17 protein-coding genes are annotated in these 16,255 nt (G+C 69.3%); 8 read left to right on the forward strand and 9 right to left on the reverse strand.

All coding sequences use genetic code 11. The features are described 5' to 3' along the window. Nucleotides 1–55: 55 nt before the first annotated feature. Nucleotides 56–1,204, reverse strand: coding sequence for a DNA-processing protein DprA (gene dprA / locus AC3A6G_RS19095; RefSeq protein ID WP_487874344.1), 1,149 nt, complete (start codon nt 1,202–1,204; stop codon nt 56–58). A gap of 25 nt (nt 1,205–1,229) precedes the next feature. Beyond that, nucleotides 1,230–2,447 (reverse strand): LysM peptidoglycan-binding domain-containing protein, encoded by a 1,218-nt coding sequence (locus AC3A6G_RS19100; protein ID WP_487860910.1) that lies wholly within the window; start codon nt 2,445–2,447, stop codon nt 1,230–1,232. Nucleotides 2,448–2,607: 160 nt separating this feature from the next. On the opposite strand from AC3A6G_RS19100, the gene def reads away from it, so the two are divergent. From def to AC3A6G_RS19125, 5 genes are read left to right on the forward strand one after another with little or no spacing between them, the layout of a single operon-like run. Beyond that, nucleotides 2,608–3,129: a peptide deformylase gene (def, locus tag AC3A6G_RS19105; protein ID WP_487860911.1), complete on the forward strand. Its 522-nt coding sequence runs from the start codon at nt 2,608–2,610 to the stop codon at nt 3,127–3,129. After that, entirely contained in the window at nt 3,126–3,629 is a 504-nt protein-coding gene (locus tag AC3A6G_RS19110; RefSeq protein ID WP_487864577.1) for a hypothetical protein, read from the forward strand. Before def ends, AC3A6G_RS19110 begins: the two co-directional genes overlap by 4 nt. A gap of 5 nt (nt 3,630–3,634) precedes the next feature. Further along, nucleotides 3,635–4,585 carry a methionyl-tRNA formyltransferase gene (fmt, locus tag AC3A6G_RS19115; RefSeq protein ID WP_487874398.1) on the forward strand — a complete coding sequence of 317 codons (951 nt, stop codon included), beginning with the start codon at nt 3,635–3,637 and terminating at the stop codon, nt 4,583–4,585. Continuing rightward, on the forward strand, nt 4,585–5,325 hold the full coding sequence (locus tag AC3A6G_RS19120) for an AzlC family ABC transporter permease (protein ID WP_487860914.1): 741 nt from the start codon (nt 4,585–4,587) through the stop codon (nt 5,323–5,325). Before fmt ends, AC3A6G_RS19120 begins: the two co-directional genes overlap by 1 nt. Further along, a complete protein-coding gene (locus AC3A6G_RS19125; RefSeq protein ID WP_487860915.1) occupies nt 5,322–5,666 on the forward strand; it encodes an AzlD domain-containing protein in 345 nt (114 codons plus the stop codon). The genes AC3A6G_RS19120 and AC3A6G_RS19125 overlap by 4 nt, the downstream gene beginning before the upstream one ends. Before the next feature lie 19 nt (nt 5,667–5,685). On the opposite strand, the gene AC3A6G_RS19130 is transcribed toward AC3A6G_RS19125, so the two are convergent. From AC3A6G_RS19130 to AC3A6G_RS19155, 6 genes are read right to left on the reverse strand one after another with little or no spacing between them, the layout of a single operon-like run. Next, on the reverse strand, nt 5,686–6,666 hold the full coding sequence (locus AC3A6G_RS19130) for a Bug family tripartite tricarboxylate transporter substrate binding protein (protein ID WP_487874345.1): 981 nt from the start codon (nt 6,664–6,666) through the stop codon (nt 5,686–5,688). Nucleotides 6,667–6,722: 56 nt separating this feature from the next. Continuing rightward, complete coding sequence (locus tag AC3A6G_RS19135; protein WP_487874346.1) at nt 6,723–7,685, reverse strand: MBL fold metallo-hydrolase; 963 nt, start codon at nt 7,683–7,685, stop codon at nt 6,723–6,725. After that, complete coding sequence (locus AC3A6G_RS19140) at nt 7,682–7,888, reverse strand: DUF2783 domain-containing protein (RefSeq protein ID WP_487874347.1); 207 nt, start codon at nt 7,886–7,888, stop codon at nt 7,682–7,684. The genes AC3A6G_RS19135 and AC3A6G_RS19140 overlap by 4 nt, the downstream gene beginning before the upstream one ends. Then, nucleotides 7,888–9,540, reverse strand: a complete 1,653-nt coding sequence (locus tag AC3A6G_RS19145; RefSeq protein WP_487874348.1) for an FAD-dependent oxidoreductase — start codon at nt 9,538–9,540, stop codon at nt 7,888–7,890. The genes AC3A6G_RS19140 and AC3A6G_RS19145 overlap by 1 nt, the downstream gene beginning before the upstream one ends. 15 nt (nt 9,541–9,555) lie before the next feature. Beyond that, nucleotides 9,556–10,686, reverse strand: a complete 1,131-nt coding sequence (locus AC3A6G_RS19150) for an alpha/beta hydrolase family protein (RefSeq protein WP_487874349.1) — start codon at nt 10,684–10,686, stop codon at nt 9,556–9,558. Then, the gene (locus tag AC3A6G_RS19155) at nt 10,679–11,251 is read right to left on the reverse strand and encodes a VOC family protein (protein WP_487874350.1); all 573 of its coding nucleotides are present in this window, start codon (nt 11,249–11,251) and stop codon (nt 10,679–10,681) included. The genes AC3A6G_RS19150 and AC3A6G_RS19155 overlap by 8 nt, the downstream gene beginning before the upstream one ends. Before the next feature lie 86 nt (nt 11,252–11,337). Between AC3A6G_RS19155 and AC3A6G_RS19160 the strand changes: the two genes are divergently transcribed. The 3 genes from AC3A6G_RS19160 (at nt 11,338) to pyk (ending at nt 15,036) form a co-directional block, all read left to right on the forward strand. Then, nucleotides 11,338–12,243 (forward strand): LysR family transcriptional regulator, encoded by a 906-nt coding sequence (locus AC3A6G_RS19160; protein ID WP_487874351.1) that lies wholly within the window; start codon nt 11,338–11,340, stop codon nt 12,241–12,243. A gap of 63 nt (nt 12,244–12,306) precedes the next feature. Then, nucleotides 12,307–13,500, forward strand: a complete 1,194-nt coding sequence (locus tag AC3A6G_RS19165) for a phosphoglycerate kinase (RefSeq protein ID WP_487874352.1) — start codon at nt 12,307–12,309, stop codon at nt 13,498–13,500. Between the two features lie 87 nt (nt 13,501–13,587). Continuing rightward, nucleotides 13,588–15,036 (forward strand): pyruvate kinase, encoded by a 1,449-nt coding sequence (gene pyk, locus AC3A6G_RS19170; RefSeq protein WP_487860924.1) that lies wholly within the window; start codon nt 13,588–13,590, stop codon nt 15,034–15,036. Nucleotides 15,037–15,177: 141 nt separating this feature from the next. Here pyk and AC3A6G_RS19175 read toward each other — a convergent pair whose 3' ends face one another. Beyond that, entirely contained in the window at nt 15,178–16,194 is a 1,017-nt protein-coding gene (locus tag AC3A6G_RS19175; protein ID WP_487874353.1) for a 1-aminocyclopropane-1-carboxylate deaminase, read from the reverse strand. Nucleotides 16,195–16,255 lie beyond the last annotated feature (61 nt).

Here is a 16,255-nt window from a genome sequence, read left to right on the forward strand (position 1 = left end):
GGCCAATATAGCCGATGCGCGTGGCGCGCCTTCAAGGGGTTTTGCCCGGCAGCCTCTAGGCCGATGCCGTGCGCTGGAACAGGCCGCCGGGCAACCGCGCCACCAGCCCGTCGAGTTCGAGTTCGAGCATCCGGGCCTGGAGCTCGGCCGCGCTCCAGCCGGTGCGCGCGCTCAGCACGTCGAGGTGGACCGGGTCGAAGCCGAGCGCGTCGAGCAGCGGATGCGCAGGGTCGGCGCCATTGGCATCCGCAGCCTCCGCGGCCGAGCCGGAGCCCGCCTGCGCCATGCGCGGCGCGGGCAGTTCCTCGAGGATGTCGTGTACCGACTCGACCAGCTTCGCTCCCTGGCGGATCAGGGCATGGCAGCCGCGCGACTGCGGCGAGTGGATCGAACCCGGGATCGCGAACACCTCCTTGCCTTGTTCGGAAGCGAGGCGCGCGGTGATCAGCGAGCCCGACTGCAGCGCGGCCTCGACGACCAGCGTGCCGCGCGCCAGTCCGGCGATGAGGCGGTTGCGCCGCGGGAAATTCTGCGTCAGCGGCGGTGTGCCGAGCGGGAGCTCGCTCACGATCAGCCCCTGGCGCGTGATGCGCTGCGCGAGCTCGCGATGGCGCGCGGGATAGACGCGGTCGAGGCCGGTGCCGACCACCGCGACCGTGGCGAGCCGCGGCGCATCGCCCGCCGCATCGAGCGCGCCCAGGTGCGCAGCCCCATCGACACCGAGCGCAAGGCCCGACACCACCGGCAGACCGGCATCGCCGAGTGCGCGTGCAAAGGCGCGCGCATTGGCCGCCCCTTGCGGCGTGGGATTGCGGCTGCCCACCACGGCAATGCTTTGGCCGAGCTGGTTCAGGTCGAAGGCCGCAGCGCCCAGCACATAGAGCATCGGCGGCGGGTCGGCCATTTCGAGCAGTGCGGCGGGATAGCCCGCATCGCCGAGCGTGACCACCCGGCGCGTGACGTCCTCGTCCGGTGCCGATTGCAGCCATTGCCAGGCCTGGTCGATGTGGGCCTGCAGCCCTTGCGGCAGCTGCAGCAGTGCTTCGGCCTGCGCCTCGGACACCACTTCGCGCAGCGCATCGTGCCGCTGCGCGAACACGTTCTCGGGCAGGCCGAAAGCCGCCAGCAGCCGGCGCGCGGCACCGTCGCCGATGCCTGCCGTCAGCGACAGCCGGAGCCAGCCTGCGAGTTCTGCGCGGTCCACGCGGAAAAAAGAAGCGCCGAAAGCTTCAGGGGTTGACGAGGAAGTCGCCTGCCTTCGGCGTGTCGGAGATCTCGAGCACCAGCGCGTACGAGACCTTTTCGAACGTGCGGAACACCATCAGCAGCCCGATGCGCTCGTTCGGGAGCTTGAGCGTCTCCTTGCGTTCGCCGGTGCGGTCGACGATGGTTTCACCATTCTTCAGGATCGCCAGCACATGGCCGCTGTCGATGCCGTCGCGCGTGCCCTTGTTGATTGCCACCACCTGGTTCTGCGCCGCGAACTGCACCGCGTTGCCGTAGACCGAGATGATGCGGCCCTCGACCTGCGTCGAAGGGGCGCGTGGCGCATAGCTCACCAGCTGGCGCGGCGGTTCGGGCAGCAGCCGGTCGCCGGCGCGGATTTCCTCGCGCGACGCGATGATGTCGATGCTGGCCGGCACCACGGTGATGACGTCCTTTTCCTTGTCGGTCTCGACCGTGGTCGATTCGCCGCGCTGGAGCTGAGCCTTGCCGAGGTACTGTGCCTCGTAGCCGAGGATCTCGCCCGTGCCAGGGTCCTTGAGCGGCGTGGCATTGCGGAACACCCGAAAGCTCTGCAGCGGTCCGGGCTTCTCGACGAGCGGCGTGTCGGCATTGCCGCGCGCATAGGCGCGGTCGCCGCGCGACAGCAGCACGCGGTTGTCGTTGCCCGCGACGATGCGCGGCGCCTTCTGCAGCGTGTCGGCATCCACCACGATCGGTTCGCTGAGGAAGGGCTCGATCACGCTGGGGTTCAGCGTGGGCAGCGCCATGCCGGCCAGGGAATCGAAGCGCGTGCGCGGCGAGAGCTTGATCGTGCCGCCGTCGCCGCTCGCGCCCGTGCCGCGGCGCATGCTCAGGCGCGCGCGGCCGCCGCTCTTGTCGAGGTAGAGCACCTGCCCCGGATAGATGCGGTGCGGATTCGCGATCTCGTCGATGTTCATGCCCCAGAGCTCGGGCCAGCGCCAGGGGCGCAGCAGGTACAGGCGCGAAATGGCCCAGAGCGTGTCGCCGGACCTGACCGTGTACTCGTCGGGCGCGTTCGGCGAGAGTTCGGAGAGCGGCACGCCGGTCTGGGCGATCTGCTGCGCCGTGGCGCGCTGCTGCGCCGTGATCGGGTAGTTCTGGGCCCAGGCCGTGCCGCCGCCGCAGATCACCGCTAGGGCAGCCAACGTGGCGAGAACATGCGAGCGCTGGCGGGCAGGGATTCGGAACTTGTTGTTCATGTCTGGATGGGTGAGCGCCCGACGTATCCGGGCGCATACGAATCTCACAATTTGCTACGAATTCTGCGCCCGAAGCCCTTGGCAGGGCAACGTTTTCAGCCGATCCAGGCACGGGCCGTCGCGGAATTGGCGAAAATAGCGACAACTTCTTCCGTTTTCCATGGCCAAACGAATCATTCTGAGTTACCCGGACAAGCGGCTGCACACCGTCGCGAAACCCGTCCAGGGCGTCGACGCACGCATCAAGGCCCTCGTGGCCGACATGCTCGAAACCATGTACGACGCCAATGGTATCGGCCTGGCCGCGACCCAGGTCGACGTGCACGAGCGCCTTGTCGTGATCGACGTCTCCGAAGACCGCGACCAGCCGCTGGTGCTCATCAATCCCGAGATCGTATGGGCCAGCGACGAAAAGGTGCTGAACGAGGAAGGCTGCCTCTCGGTGCCCGGCATCTACGACGGCGTGGAGCGCTCCACCGCCGTCAAGGTGCAGGCGCTCGACGCCGACGGCGAAATGCGCACCATCGAGGCCGAAGGCCTGCTCGCGGTGTGCATCCAGCACGAGCTCGATCACCTGCTCGGCAAGGTGTTCGTCGAGTACCTGTCGCCGCTCAAGCGCAACCGGATCAAGAGCAAGCTGCTCAAGCAACAGCGCGAAGAGGCGCGGGAGGGCCGGGCATGATGCGCGCGGGCCGCCTGGCAACGCTTGGCTGCGTGTTGGCCGCAGCGCTGCTCGTGGCCGGCTGCGCGAGCGAGCCGACCCGCATCGCACCGGGCACGAGCGCGGCCGAAACCCTGCAGCGCCTCGGCCCGCCCACCGGACGCTACCCGCTCGCGGGTGGTGGCGAGCGGCTGCAGTATTCGCGCATGCCGGCGGGCTTCGAGGTGACCGACATCGACCTCGACGCCTCGGGCAAGGTCGTGTCGGTGACGCAGGTGCTCAGCGAGGCCCGCTTCGGCCAGGACATCCAGGTCGACCGCTGGCGCCAGAACGACGTGCTCGCGTTCTACGGCAGGCCGTTCCAGATCACCCGCGTGAGCTCGTTCGACGGCGCTGTCTGGACCTGGCGCTACAAGGCCGTGAACGAGCGGCGCATGCTCTACATCTACATCGATCCCACCGGCGTGGTGCGCCGCTATCACACGGGCGACGACCTCGAGTTCGATCGGATCCGGGATTGACCCCGCTGAAGGTCGTCTTTGCGGGCACGCCCGAGTTCGCGCGCGTCGCCCTCGAGGCGATCGCCGCGGCGGGCCATGACATTCCCCTGGTACTGAGCCAGCCCGACCGTCCCGCGGGGCGCGGCATGAAGCTGCAGGCCTCGCCGGTGAAGCAGTGCGCCGTCGCCCACGGCTGGCCCGTGGTTCAGCCGCGCAGCCTGCGGCTCGACGGCAAGTTTCCGGACGAGGCCACAGCCGCACGCGAAGCGCTTCTGGCCGCCCGGCCCGACGTGATGGTCGTCGCGGCCTACGGGCTGATCCTGCCGCAGTGGGTGCTCGACCTGCCGCGGCATGGCTGCCTCAACATCCATGCGAGCCTGCTGCCGCGCTGGCGCGGTGCGGCGCCGATCCACCGCGCGATCGAGGCCGGCGATGCGCAGACCGGCATCACCATCATGCAGATGGACGCCGGGCTCGACACCGGCGATATGCTGCTGCGCGAGGCCGTCGACATCGGCAGCGACAGCACCGCCCGGCTGCACGACCGCCTGGCCGAGCTCGGCGGACGCCTGATCGTGCAGGCGCTTGCGAACCTCGGCCATCTCGCGCGCACGCCGCAGCCGGCCGAGGGCGTGACCTACGCCCACAAGGTCGAGAAGCACGAAGCGCAGATCGACTGGAACCAGCCCGCCGAGGCGATCGTGCGACGCATTCGCGCGTTCGATCCGTTCCCGGGCGCCAACAGCCCGCTCGACGGCGAGATCCTCAAGCTCTGGGCCGCCGACGCAGTGGCCGGGGGGGGCGAGACGCCGACGCCGCCGGGCACGATCCTGGCCGTGACCGGCGAGGGCGTCGTGGTGGCGGCGCAGGGCTCGGTCGCAATGGTCACCGAACTCCAGCGCGCGGGCGGCAAGCGCCTCGGCGTGGCCGACTTCCTGCGCGGCTTCGAGCTGAAGCCAGGGCAGCGCTTCGGCTGATGTTTCTGTCCACGGCCATTCGCCGGCGCCCCGAGTTCCGCACGGGCATCCGCCACATGTCGTCGGCCGCGCTGGGCATCGGCGCGTGGGGGCTCATGACCGGCGTGGCCATGGTCAAGTCGGACATGAGCGTGGTGGAGGCGGTGGCGATGACGCTGCTGGTCTACGCCGGCAGCTCGCAGCTTGCGGCCATTCCGCTGCTCGTGGCGGGCGCACCGGCCTGGGTCGTCCTGGCCACGGGCTTCTGCGTCAACCTGCGCTTCGTGGTGTTCAGTCTGCACCTGCGGCCCTACCTCATGCACATGCCGCGCTGGCGCCGCATGCTGCACGGCTATCTCACGGCCGACCTCAGCTATGCACTCTTCACGCGGCAATACCCTGTGCCGCCCGTCGGCACCGATGCGCAGAAAGCCCAGGAGGCCTACCTCACCGGCAACTACTTCGTGACCTGGTGTTCCTGGATGGGCATGAGCCTGCTCGGCATTGCGCTGGCCAACTTCATTCCGCAGCACTGGGGCCTGGGCTTCGCCGGCGTACTGAGCCTGGTGGCGATCGTCTGCTCGATGGCGACCACGCGGCTGCGCGTTTTGGCGGCGCTGGTCGCGAGCGCCACGGCCGTGGCCGCCTATGCGCTGCCGCTCAAGCTCAACATCGTGGCCGCTATCGGCGCGGCGGTGCTGCTGTGCTTCTGGCTCGAGAAACGGGTCGGGCTCGATCCGGTGGCGGAGGACGACAAATGAGCGCAGGCGGCACCACCGACCTTTGGACCCTCGCCGTGATCGTCGGCCTGGCCGGCGTGACGGTGCTCACGCGCTGCTTCTTCTTCATTCTCGACCGCCCCTGGGGTCTGCCCGGCTGGGCGCACCGTGCGCTGCACTATGCGCCGGTCGCCGCGCTCGCGGGCGTGATCGCGCCCGAGATCGTGATGAGCAACGGCCAGCTGATCGCCACGCTGCACGACGCGCGCCTGTATGCCACCGTGGTTGGCGCCGCCTACTTCTACTGGCGGCGCGGCGTGCTCGGCACGATGCTCGCGGGCATGGCGGTGTACCTGCCGCTGCACCTGGGCCTCGGCTGGTAGGCGCGTTGCCCGTTGGCGCTCAGTCGAGCTTGACCCCGGCCGCCTGGATGATCTTGCCCCAGCGCTCGCTTTCGGCGCGCGAGAGCTTGTAGAAATCCTGCGGCGAGCCCGGCAGCGGCTCGAAGCCGAAGTCGGCGAACAGCTTCTCTACCTTCGGCGCCTTCATCGCCTTTCGCAGCTCGCTGTTGATCCGCGCCACGGCCTCGGGCGGCATGCCGGCCGGGCCGATCAGGCCGTGGAAGGCGTAGGCGTTGACGTCGCTGAAGCCGGCCTCGGCAAAGGTGGGCACGTCGGGCAGGGCGCCCGCGCGCTGCGGCAGCGCGATCGCGAGCACGCGCACCTTGCCGGCCTTGATGATCGGCAGGCCCGAGGCCAGGTCGAGCATCATGGTCGGCACCTGCCCGCCCATCACGTCGGTCATTGCGGGCGCGGCGCCCTTGTACGGCACGTGCGTGATCTGGATGCCGGCCTTCTGCTTGAACAGTTCCATCGCCATGTGGTGCGGCGAACCGTTGCCGGGCGAGGCGTAGTTGACCTTCTCGGGGTTGGCCTTCACGTAGCGCACGAACTCGGCCACGTTCTTGGCGGGAAAGTCCGGATGCACCACCAGCGCGACCGGGAAGCGGCCGATGGTGCCGATGTAGGTGAAGTCGCTCGCGGGCTTGTACGGCAGCTTGGCGAACATGTGCTCGTTGAAGAGCAGCGCTGCGTTCTCGGCCTGCATGATCGTGTAGCCGTCGGGCTTGGCCTGCATCATCGCCGCCACGCCGATGTTGGTCGACGCGCCGGGCCGGTTGTCGATGATGAGCGGCTGCCCGAGCGACGGCTGCATCGCCTCGGCCAGCGCGCGCGCGAGGTTGTCGGTGCCGCCGCCCGCCACGTAGGGCACGATCCATTTGACCGGCTGGCTCGGGTAGGCGGCCGGCTGCGCGCTGGCAAAAGGGGCGGCGCCGGCGAGCGCGAGCGCTGCGGCGAACAGGGGAAGGTGGCGTCTTTTCATCATGTCTCTCGTCTCCGTTGCTTGGCTTGTAGTGAATGCTTGAATTCCGATGCGGCTCAGGCGTCGCGCAGCGTCTGCCAGAGCGCGCGGTCGCGCTCCGCGGTCCAGACCACCGGGTGCTCGATGCCGCTCAGCTCGTCGTAGGCGCGCGAGACGTCGAAGGGCAGCACGTGCTGGAACACGGGCCAGCTGCCGAAGCGCGGCGTCATGGCGGCTTCCGCGCGCGCGAAGCAGCCCTTGAGGGTGTCGCCCGCGGCGATGCCGGCGCGCACGCTCTCGAGCAGCGTCGAGAGAAAGGCCTGGGTGAGCGCGATCGCTTCGGCGCAGGCCGCTTCGTCCTGCAGCACCGCGCCGCGTCCCGGCACCAGCACGCGCGGCTGCAAGGCCGCGACCGCGTCGAGCGTGCCGGCCCAGTCGCCGATGTAGGCGTCGCCGGCATACACGCCGCAGTGGTTCTCGACCACGTCGCCCGAGAACAGCACGCCGCAGTCGGGCAGCCAGGCCACCGTGTCGCCGCCCGAGTGGCCGCGGCCCAGCGCCATCAGCCGGAGCTCGCGGCTGCCGAGCCAGAGGCTCATCTCGCGCTCGAAGCTCAGCGTCGGCCAGGTCAGTCCGGGAATCTCCTCGACGCCCTCGAACAGGCGCGGAAAGCGGCCGACCTCCGAGTCGAAGTCGGCCTGCCCGCGCGTGCGGATCCAGTCGAGCGTGCCGTGGCTCGCGATGATCTGGTCCACCGCGTCGAAGGCGCTCGCGCCCATCACGCGCACTGCGTGGTAGTGCGTCAGCACGATGCGCTTGACGGGCTTGTCGGTCACGGTGCGGATGGCCGCGAGGAAGTCACGCGCCATGCGCGGCGTGGGCCGCGTGTCGATCAGCACCACATGGTCGTCGCCGACCACGAAGCCGCAGTTGGGGTCGAAGTCGCTGATGTAGCCGTACACGTCGCGCGCGAGTTCGCGCAGCTGCGGCTTCTGTTCGCGCGTGTCGGAGGCCGAGGCGAAGGAGGGAGGGGCGGTCATGGGGTTTCGGGTTTCGTGGGATCTGCTTCGGCGGCTGCGCGGATGCACGCCAGCAGCACGCCCTGGTCGCCGCACTGATTGGCCAGCAGCAGCACCAGCCGTGCGTTGAGGTCGGCGCTCTGCGCCTCGGTCCGGCCTTCGTGCGCGGCGAGCAGCGCGGCGTAGAAGCCGTCGGGGTCGGGGATGCGGGGTTCGGTGCTCATCATGGTGTGGCTTCGATGGCGAGGGCGCGGCGCACGGCCGCAGCGATGGCCTCGGGCGTGGCCTCGGACAGCGTTGCGGCGCGGTAGGCGTCCGGGCGCACGAGCACGAAGCTGCCGGGCGCGTGCAGGCCGAGGTGTTCGACGAGCCGGTCGTCGGCCTGCAGCGACGGCAGGCCGCTGTCGCCGCCGACCGCCAGCAGGCGCAGCGGCAGCGAGGCCGCGTTGGCTTCGGCTTCGGCGGCCTGTGCGCGCGTCGGCGCGCGCCAGAGCCCGAGGCAGCGGGTGCCTTCGGCCAGCAGTTGCATCAGCGTGGTCTCGCGGCCGCCGCCGGCCCAGCGCAACGGCAGGTTCTGCACGCTGCGCCCGCCTTCGGGCAGCAGCGGCGCCGCCGGATAGTCGTTGGCCACCGACATGCGGCCGGTGTTCACCAGCGCCCGTGCGAACGGGTGGCGCGCCGCCAGCGACACCACCGCGCGCCGCAGCGTGTGCTCGGCCGGCGAACGCGGCGCGAGAAAGCGTGCCGAGCGGCTCGTGACGGTGAGGTTTTCCTTTGCAGCGGGCTGGCGTTCAGCGTCGTAGCTGTCGAGCAGCGCGTCGCCCGCCCGCCCCTTCGCGGCCAGCGCGAGCTTCCAGCCCAGGTTCGCCGCGTCCTGGATGCCGGTGTTGCCGCCGCGCGCGCCGAAGGGGCTCACCACATGCGCCGCATCGCCGATGAAGAACACCCGCCCGTGGCGGAAGCTGTCGAGCAGGTGGTCGCGGTAGCCGTAGGGGCCGATCCAGACGAACTCGAACGCCACGTCGGGCCCGAGCTGTGCGCGCAGCCGCGCACCGGCCACTTCGGGGCGGCTGATGTGGTCGGTGTCGCAGTCTTCGGCCATCTGGTAGTCGATGCGCCAGACCCCGTCGGCCATCAGGTGCTGCCAGACGCCGCGGCCTTCGTTGAACGGCGCGTCGACCCAGGTCCAGCGCTCGGTCGGCAGCGGCTTCTCGAAGCGCACGTCGCTGATGCACCAGCGGTCGGTGCTGCGGGAGGCATGGGCCTCGATGCCGAGCTGCGTGCGGATCGGGCTGTTGGCCCCGGTCGCGTCGATCAGCCGGTCGGCCTCGAGGGTGTAGCGGCCGGCAGGCGTCTCGACCTCGAGGCGCACGCCGTCGGCCAGCGGCTCGACGTGCGCGACGCGGTGCTTCCAGCGCAGGTCGGTCAGGCCGAGTTCGAGGATGCGGTCGACCAGGAACCACTCGATGTAGAACTGCTGCAGGTTGATGAACGGCGGCTGCGCGGAGACGTTCGCGGCCTGCAGGTTGAAGCTGTAGACCTCGGCCTCACCCGAGAAGGTGCGCCCGAGCGACCAGGTGATGCCCTTGGCCGCAATGCGTTCGTAGATGCCGAGCCGCTCGAAGATCTCCAGGCTCTTCTGCGCGTAGCAGATGCCGCGCGACGAGGCGCCGCGCACGCCCACGGTGTCGTCCTCGTCGAGCAGCAGCGCGCGCACGCCGCGCTGCGCGAGGTCGCAGGCGAGCGTGAGGCCCGCGGGGCCGGCGCCGACGATCACGATCGGGTGCCGCACGACCTCTAGTCTTTCCAGTTCGGGCGGCGGCACGAAGGGCCAGCTCGGTAGTTCGTAGGCGGGTGCGAAGTTGAAGCTTTCCATGCTTTTCTACGGCGGCTACAGCGCGTGGGCGAACTCGGCGATCGCGTCGGCCGCTTTCGGCACCAGCGCGGCCTGGCCCGCGAGATAGTGGTTGCCGCCCACGATGTCGACGTTGCGGATGCGCGCGCCGCCCGCGGCCATCCAGGCATCGCGCGTGCTCGGGAAGGTCGACTGGTCGGCGGTGTAGGTCAGCAGCAGCGTCGGCACCGTGGTGCGCGCGAGGTTCGTCGGTCCGTCGGCCTGCGAGCGCGACGACCATTGCGAGAGAAAAGCGGTCAGCGACGTGGTGCGGCCCATCGCATTGGCCGAGTAGTTGACCTGCCGCGCATCGCCCCAGACGCTGCCGGCGAGCCGGTCGTTCGCGTCGAGCGAGAGGTCGACACAGCGCGGATCGGCATGCGTGCGGTAGATCACGAAGGCCTGGTCGCGCGGCGCACCCGGCGTGACAGAGGGATTGCGCAGCATCGCGAGCCGCGCCACGCACCATTGCTCGATGCGTTCGAGCCGCGCCTGCTGGGCCGCGCCGAAGCGCGCGAGGAAATCGCGGTCGTAGGGCACGCGATGGCGCGTGTCGTACATGTCGAGTTCGGGATCGACCGAGAGCGGATCGTGTTCGTCGGTCACCGACGGATCGATCCAGTCGCGCATCAGCCGCGTGCGGCCCAGGTGCGCGGCGCACAGCGCGATGCCGTCCACGGGCGGCAGGTCGTGCGGGTGCAGGTGCGTGGGGTCTCCATCGGGAAAGTGCGTGGCGGTGAGCTGCTCGGCCTGCGCCTGGTAGAAGCTCGCGAGCGCCGCGCCGCCCGAGTTGCCGACCAGCAGCACCTTCTCGTAGCCCGCGGTGCGCAGGTACTGCACGCCGGCGCCCAGGTCCTGGATCGCGCGCTCCATCAGCAGCACCGTGTCGTTGCCCACGTAGCGCGAGTTCAGGCCCATGCAGCAGATGCCGCGTTCGGCCAGCGGGCCGATCAGGTAGTGGCCCATGAAGTTGCTGGTCGGGTGCATCACGATCGCAGCAACTTTCTTCGGCCCCGGGGGCGCCCGGTAGGCGCCGTAGATGCGCGGCCGCAGCATCTGCAGGCCCGACTGGCTCTCGAGTGCCGCACCGGGCTTCACGTCGATGACGGCCAGCTGCGGTTCAGTCATGCGTCGCGTCCTTTGCCGTTGGCGCTGCCGTGCGCAGCAGCGCCTTGCGGGCGGTCCAGGCGTCGAGCGCCGCGCGCGCGCTGCGCGCATGTGCATCCATCTCGGCCTGCGGTACCGTGGGCGTGGTCAGCTCCACGCGGATGCCGTTCGGGTCGAAGAAATAGATCGACTCGATGATGTGGTGGTCGGTCACGCCGAGCACCTCCACCCCGGCCGCTTCGAGGCGTGCCTTGGCGGCCAGCAGGTCGGCCACCGAATCGACGCGCAGCGCGATGTGGTTGACCCAGGCCGGCGTGTTCGGCGAGGGCAGCGCCGCCGTGTCGTCGCCGAGGTCGAAGAAGGCGATGAACGAGCCGTCGCGCATCTGGAAGAAGATGTGCACGTAGGGGCAGTACTCGCCCGTGCTCGGCACATGGTCGCTCTGGATGATGTGGGCCAGCGGCAGGCCCAGCAGGTCTTCGTAGAAGCGGCGCGTCTCTTCGCTGTCGCGGCAGCGCCAGGCGAAATGGTGCAGTCCGCGCACAGGCGGCGCGGGCGGTGGGGCCGGATGGGCGGTCGTCGGCATGGCGTGTCTTTCGTGAAGCCGCTATTGGGCGATGCCGCCTCTTATGATGCAATCGAAATTAATTCATCCATTGATGAAATAAACATATGAATCTGACATTGCGCCAGCTGCGCGCCTTTGCGGCCGTGGCCGCGACCGGCAGCTTCACTGCCGCCGCGCAGCAGCTGCACCTCACGCAGTCGGCGCTCAGCGTGCTGGTGCGCGAACTCGAGCGCGAGATGGGCGTGCAATTGCTCGACCGCCACACGCGGCGCGTGCAGCTGTCCGAAGCGGGGCGCGAGTTCCTGCCCGCGGTGCACCGGCTGCTCGGCGACCTGTCGAGCGCGGTGGCCGGCGTGACCGACCTACGTGACAAGAAGAAAGGCCTGTTGCGGCTTGCAGCGCCGCAGCTCATGGCCTGCACGCTGATGCCGCGCGTCATGGCGGCTTACCGCGAGGCCTATCCCGACATCGACGTGCGGCTTGCCGACACGCTGCCCGAGCACCTGCTCGCGGGGGTCGTCGCGGGCGACGTGGAGCTCGCGGTGGGGCAGGACGTGGCGGTGGACGCCGCCATCGAACGCCGCGTGCTATTTCGCGACCGGCACTGGCTGATCTGCCCGCCCGACCACGCTTTTGCGAAGCGCCGCAAGGTGCGCTGGCACGAGCTCGAGCCCTACACGTTCATCGCGCCCACGCGCGATTTCCGCCAGCGCGTGCTGCCCGAGCTCGGCCCCGCGGAGCGCGCCTACATGCTGCGCCCGGGCACGCAGGAGATGTCGTACATGACCACCGCGCTCGGCATGGTTGCCTCGGGGCTGGGGCTCACCGTGTGCCCCACCTACTCGGCGCCGCTGGTGCGCGCGCACGGCCTGCAGATGGTGCGGCTCGAGGCGCCCGACTTCCACCGCGAGGTCTGCGTCTACAGCGCGGCGCGGCGTTCGCTCTCGCCCGCGGCGGCGAGCTTCGTCGGCATCCTCGAGCGCTTCGCGAAGGCGCAGCCCAGGGGTTGAGTGCGCACACCGAGCGAAACCTACAATGCAAGACGACCTGTTTTCCATCATCTCCAGAGACCCATGAACGTCATCCGATTCACCGACCTCTGCGCGCAGGGCCAGGCCGCCGGCCAGCGCGTTTTCATCCGTGCCGATCTCAACGTGCCGCAAGACGACGCGGGCCGCATCACCGAGGACACGCGCATCCGCGCCTCGGTGCCCTGCATCCGGCTTGCGCTCGATGCCGGTGCCGCCGTGATGGTTACTTCGCATCTGGGCCGCCCGACCGAGGGCGCCTTCAAGCCCGAGGACTCGCTCGCACCGGTCGCCAAGCGCCTGAGCGAGTTGCTCGGCCGCGAGGTGCCGCTGGTGTCCGACTGGGTCGACGGCGTCGACGTGCAGCCCGGCCAGGTCGTGCTGCTCGAGAACTGCCGCGTCAACAAGGGCGAGAAGAAGAACGACGAGGCGCTGGCGCGCAAGCTCGCCGCGCTCACCGACATCTATGTGAACGATGCCTTCGGCACGGCCCACCGCGCCGAGGCCACCACCTACGGCATCGCGCAGTTCGCCAAGGTGGCGGCGGCCGGTCCGCTGCTCGCGGCCGAGATCGACGCCATCACCAAGGCGCTGGCGCAGCCGAAGCGCCCGCTCGTGGCCATCGTGGCGGGCTCGAAGGTCAGCACCAAGCTCACCATCCTCAAGAGCCTGTCGGCCAACGTCGACCAGCTGATCGTCGGCGGCGGCATCGCAAACACCTTCATGCTCGCGGCGGGCCTCAAGATCGGCAAGTCGCTGGCCGAGCCCGATCTCGTCGATCAGGCCAAGGCCGTGATCGAGTCCATGCGTGCGCGCGGCGCCGACGTGCCGATCCCGGTCGACGTGGTCACGGCCAAGACCTTCGCGGCCGATGCGCCCGCGACCGTCAAGGATGCGAGCGACGTGGCCGACGACGACCTGATCCTCGACATCGGCCCGAAGACCGCTGCGCAACTGGCCGCGCAACTGCGCGAGGCCGGCACCATCGTGTGGAACGGCCCGGTGGGCGTGTTCGAGTTCGACGCCTTTGCGGGCGGCACCCAGGCCATCGCGCAGGCGGTCGCCGAAAGCAGCGCCTTCTCGATCGCCGGCGGCGGCGACACGCTCGCGGCCATCGCCAAGTACGGCATCGAGAAGCAGGTCGGCTACATCTCGACGGGCGGCGGCGCCTTCCTCGAAGTGCTCGAGGGCAAGACCCTGCCCGCTTTCGAGATCCTGTCCAGGCGCGCGGCCGGTTGAACCCGGCGGGCGGGGATCTCGTGCGGGGTGCTTCCGTCGGACACACAAAGTGTATACAGTAGCGAATACAAACGGAGACCCAATTTCATGAGCACGGACCGCATCCCCCGCCACGCCACCAAGATCGTCGCCACACTCGGGCCGGCGTCCAGCACCCCTGAAATGCTGGAGCGGATGATCCAGGCCAAGGTCAGCGTGGTGCGGCTCAATTTCAGCCACGGCACCGCGCAGGACCACATCGACCGCGCGACCATGGCGCGCGAAGCCGCCCGCCGGGCGGGTCGCGAGGTGGCGATCATGGCCGACCTGCAAGGCCCGAAGATCCGTGTCGGCAAGTTCGCGCAGGGCAAGGTCTGGCTCGAGCCGGGCACGAGCTTCGTGCTCGATGCCTCGCGCACCGAGCCGGGCGACGAACAGGCCGTGGGCCTCGACTACAAGGACCTGCCGCGCGACGTGCGCCCCGGCGACCGGCTGCTGCTGAACGACGGCCTCATCGTGCTGGTGGTCGACGCGGTCAAGGGCGAGGCGGTGCACACCACCGTCAAGCTCGGCGGCGAGCTCTCGAACAACAAGGGCATCAACAAGCAGGGCGGCGGCCTCACGGCGCCGGCGCTCACGGCCAAGGACATGGAAGACATCAAGACGGCGATGAGCTTCCAGGCCGACTACGTGGCGGTGAGCTTTCCGAAGAACGCCACCGACATGGAGATGGCGCGCCAGCTGTGCAACGTGGCCGCGGCCGAATACGGCCACAAGCCCGGGCTGATCGCGAAGATCGAGCGCGCCGAAGCGATCCCCAAGCTCGAGGAGATCCTGCGCGCGAGCGACGGCATCATGGTGGCGCGCGGCGACCTCGCGGTCGAGGTGGGCAACGCGGCCGTGCCGGCGCTGCAGAAGAAGATGATCCGCATGGCGCGCGACATGGACAAGGTGGTGATCACCGCCACGCAGATGATGGAGTCGATGATCACCAACCCGGTGCCCACGCGCGCCGAAGTGAGCGACGTGGCCAACGCCGTGCTCGACGGCACCGACGCCGTGATGCTCTCGGCCGAAACGGCCTCGGGCCGCTATCCGCTCGAGACCGTGCAGGAGATGAGCCGCATCTGCGAAGCCGCCGAGGCGGCCGAAGACCAGCAGCTCGACGCCGACTTCAGCGGCAAGTCCTACAGCCGCATCGACCAGTCGATCGCGATGGGCGCGCTGTTCACCGCGCACCACCTGGGCGCCAAGGCCATCGTCGCGCTCACCGAGTCGGGTTCCACCGCGCTGTGGATGAGCCGCCACCGCGCGCACATCCCGATGTACGCGCTGACCTCGCGCCTGGCCACCCAGCGCCGGATGGCGCTCTACCGCAATGTGCGCCCGCTGCTGATGGATTCGGAAAGCGACCGCGACACCGCACTGCAGCAGGCCGAGAACCACCTGAAGAAGCGCGGCATCGTGCAAAGCGGCGACGTCTACGCCATCACCTGCGGCGAGCCGATGGGTGCCCCGGGCGGCACCAACATGCTCAAGATCTGCCGGGCGAGTTGAGCCCACCCCCGTCCCTCGCGCACTTCGTGTCGCTCGACTCCCCCCTCAAGGGGGCGCACCCGGTGGCCTGGCAGAGCCAGTTCCACGGGTGCCTGGCCTGCCGCCGAGCCGCTCTCACCGTATAGCCGTCGTGTTCCGGCATCAGCCATTGCGGAACAGGAAGCTGTAGGCGTTCAGGGCCGGCACGCCGCCCAGGTGGGCATAGAGCACCTTCGAACCGGCGGGAAACTCGCCGAGCCGCACCTTCTCGATCATTCCGTGCATCGACTTGCCCTCGTAGACGGGGTCGGTCAGCATGCCTTCGAAGCGGGCGCAGAGGCGGATCGCATCGAGCGTGCCCTCGTTCGGCAGGCCGTACTCGGGGCCGCCGAAGCGGTGGTCGAGCACCACGTCCTGCGCGCCGATCTCGCGGCCGAGTTCGACGAGCTCGGCCGTGTTCTTCGCGATGCGCACGATCTGCTCGAAGGTCTGGGCGGGCTTGGCCGAGGCGTCGATGCCGATCACGCGGTCGGCGCGCCCGTCGGCCGCGAAGCCCACCACCATGCCGGCTTGCGTGCTGCCGGTCACCGAGCAAACCACGATGTAGTCGAACCTGAAGCCGAGCTCGGCCTCCTGCTGCCGCACTTCCTCGGCAAAGCCGACGAAGCCCAGCCCGCCGAGCGGGTGCTCCGAGCAGCCGGCCGGAATCGGAAACGGCTTGCCACCGGCCTTCCGCACATCGGCCATGGCTTCTTCCCAGCTCTTGCGGATGCCGATGTCGAAGCCTGCGCTGTCGAGCCGCACGTCGGCGCCGAGGATGCGCGACATCTCGATGTTGCCGACGCGGTCGTACACCGCATCCGAGTAGTTGACCCAGGTTTCCTGCACCAGCACGCACTTCAGGCCGAGGTGCGCGGCCACGGCAGCGACCTGCCGCGTCTGGTTCGACTGGATGCCGCCGATCGACACCAGCGTGTCGTAGCCGCCTTCGAGCGCTTCGGGGATCAGGTACTCGAGCTTGCGCGTCTTGTTGCCGCCGAACGCCAGGCCGCTGTTGCAGTCCTCGCGCTTGGCATAGAGCGCGACCTTGCCGCCCAGGTGCGCACTCAGGCGTTCGAGCGAGTGGATCGGCGTCGGGCCGAAGGTCAGCGCATGGCGGGGAAATTTCTTCAGGTTCATCGATGGACTCCAGGCTGGGGAATGCCATTGATCGTAGGAACAAGCCCCCGAAGGGTGGTTG

It is taken from the genome of Variovorax sp. Soil_C_26, assembly GCF_057657075.1.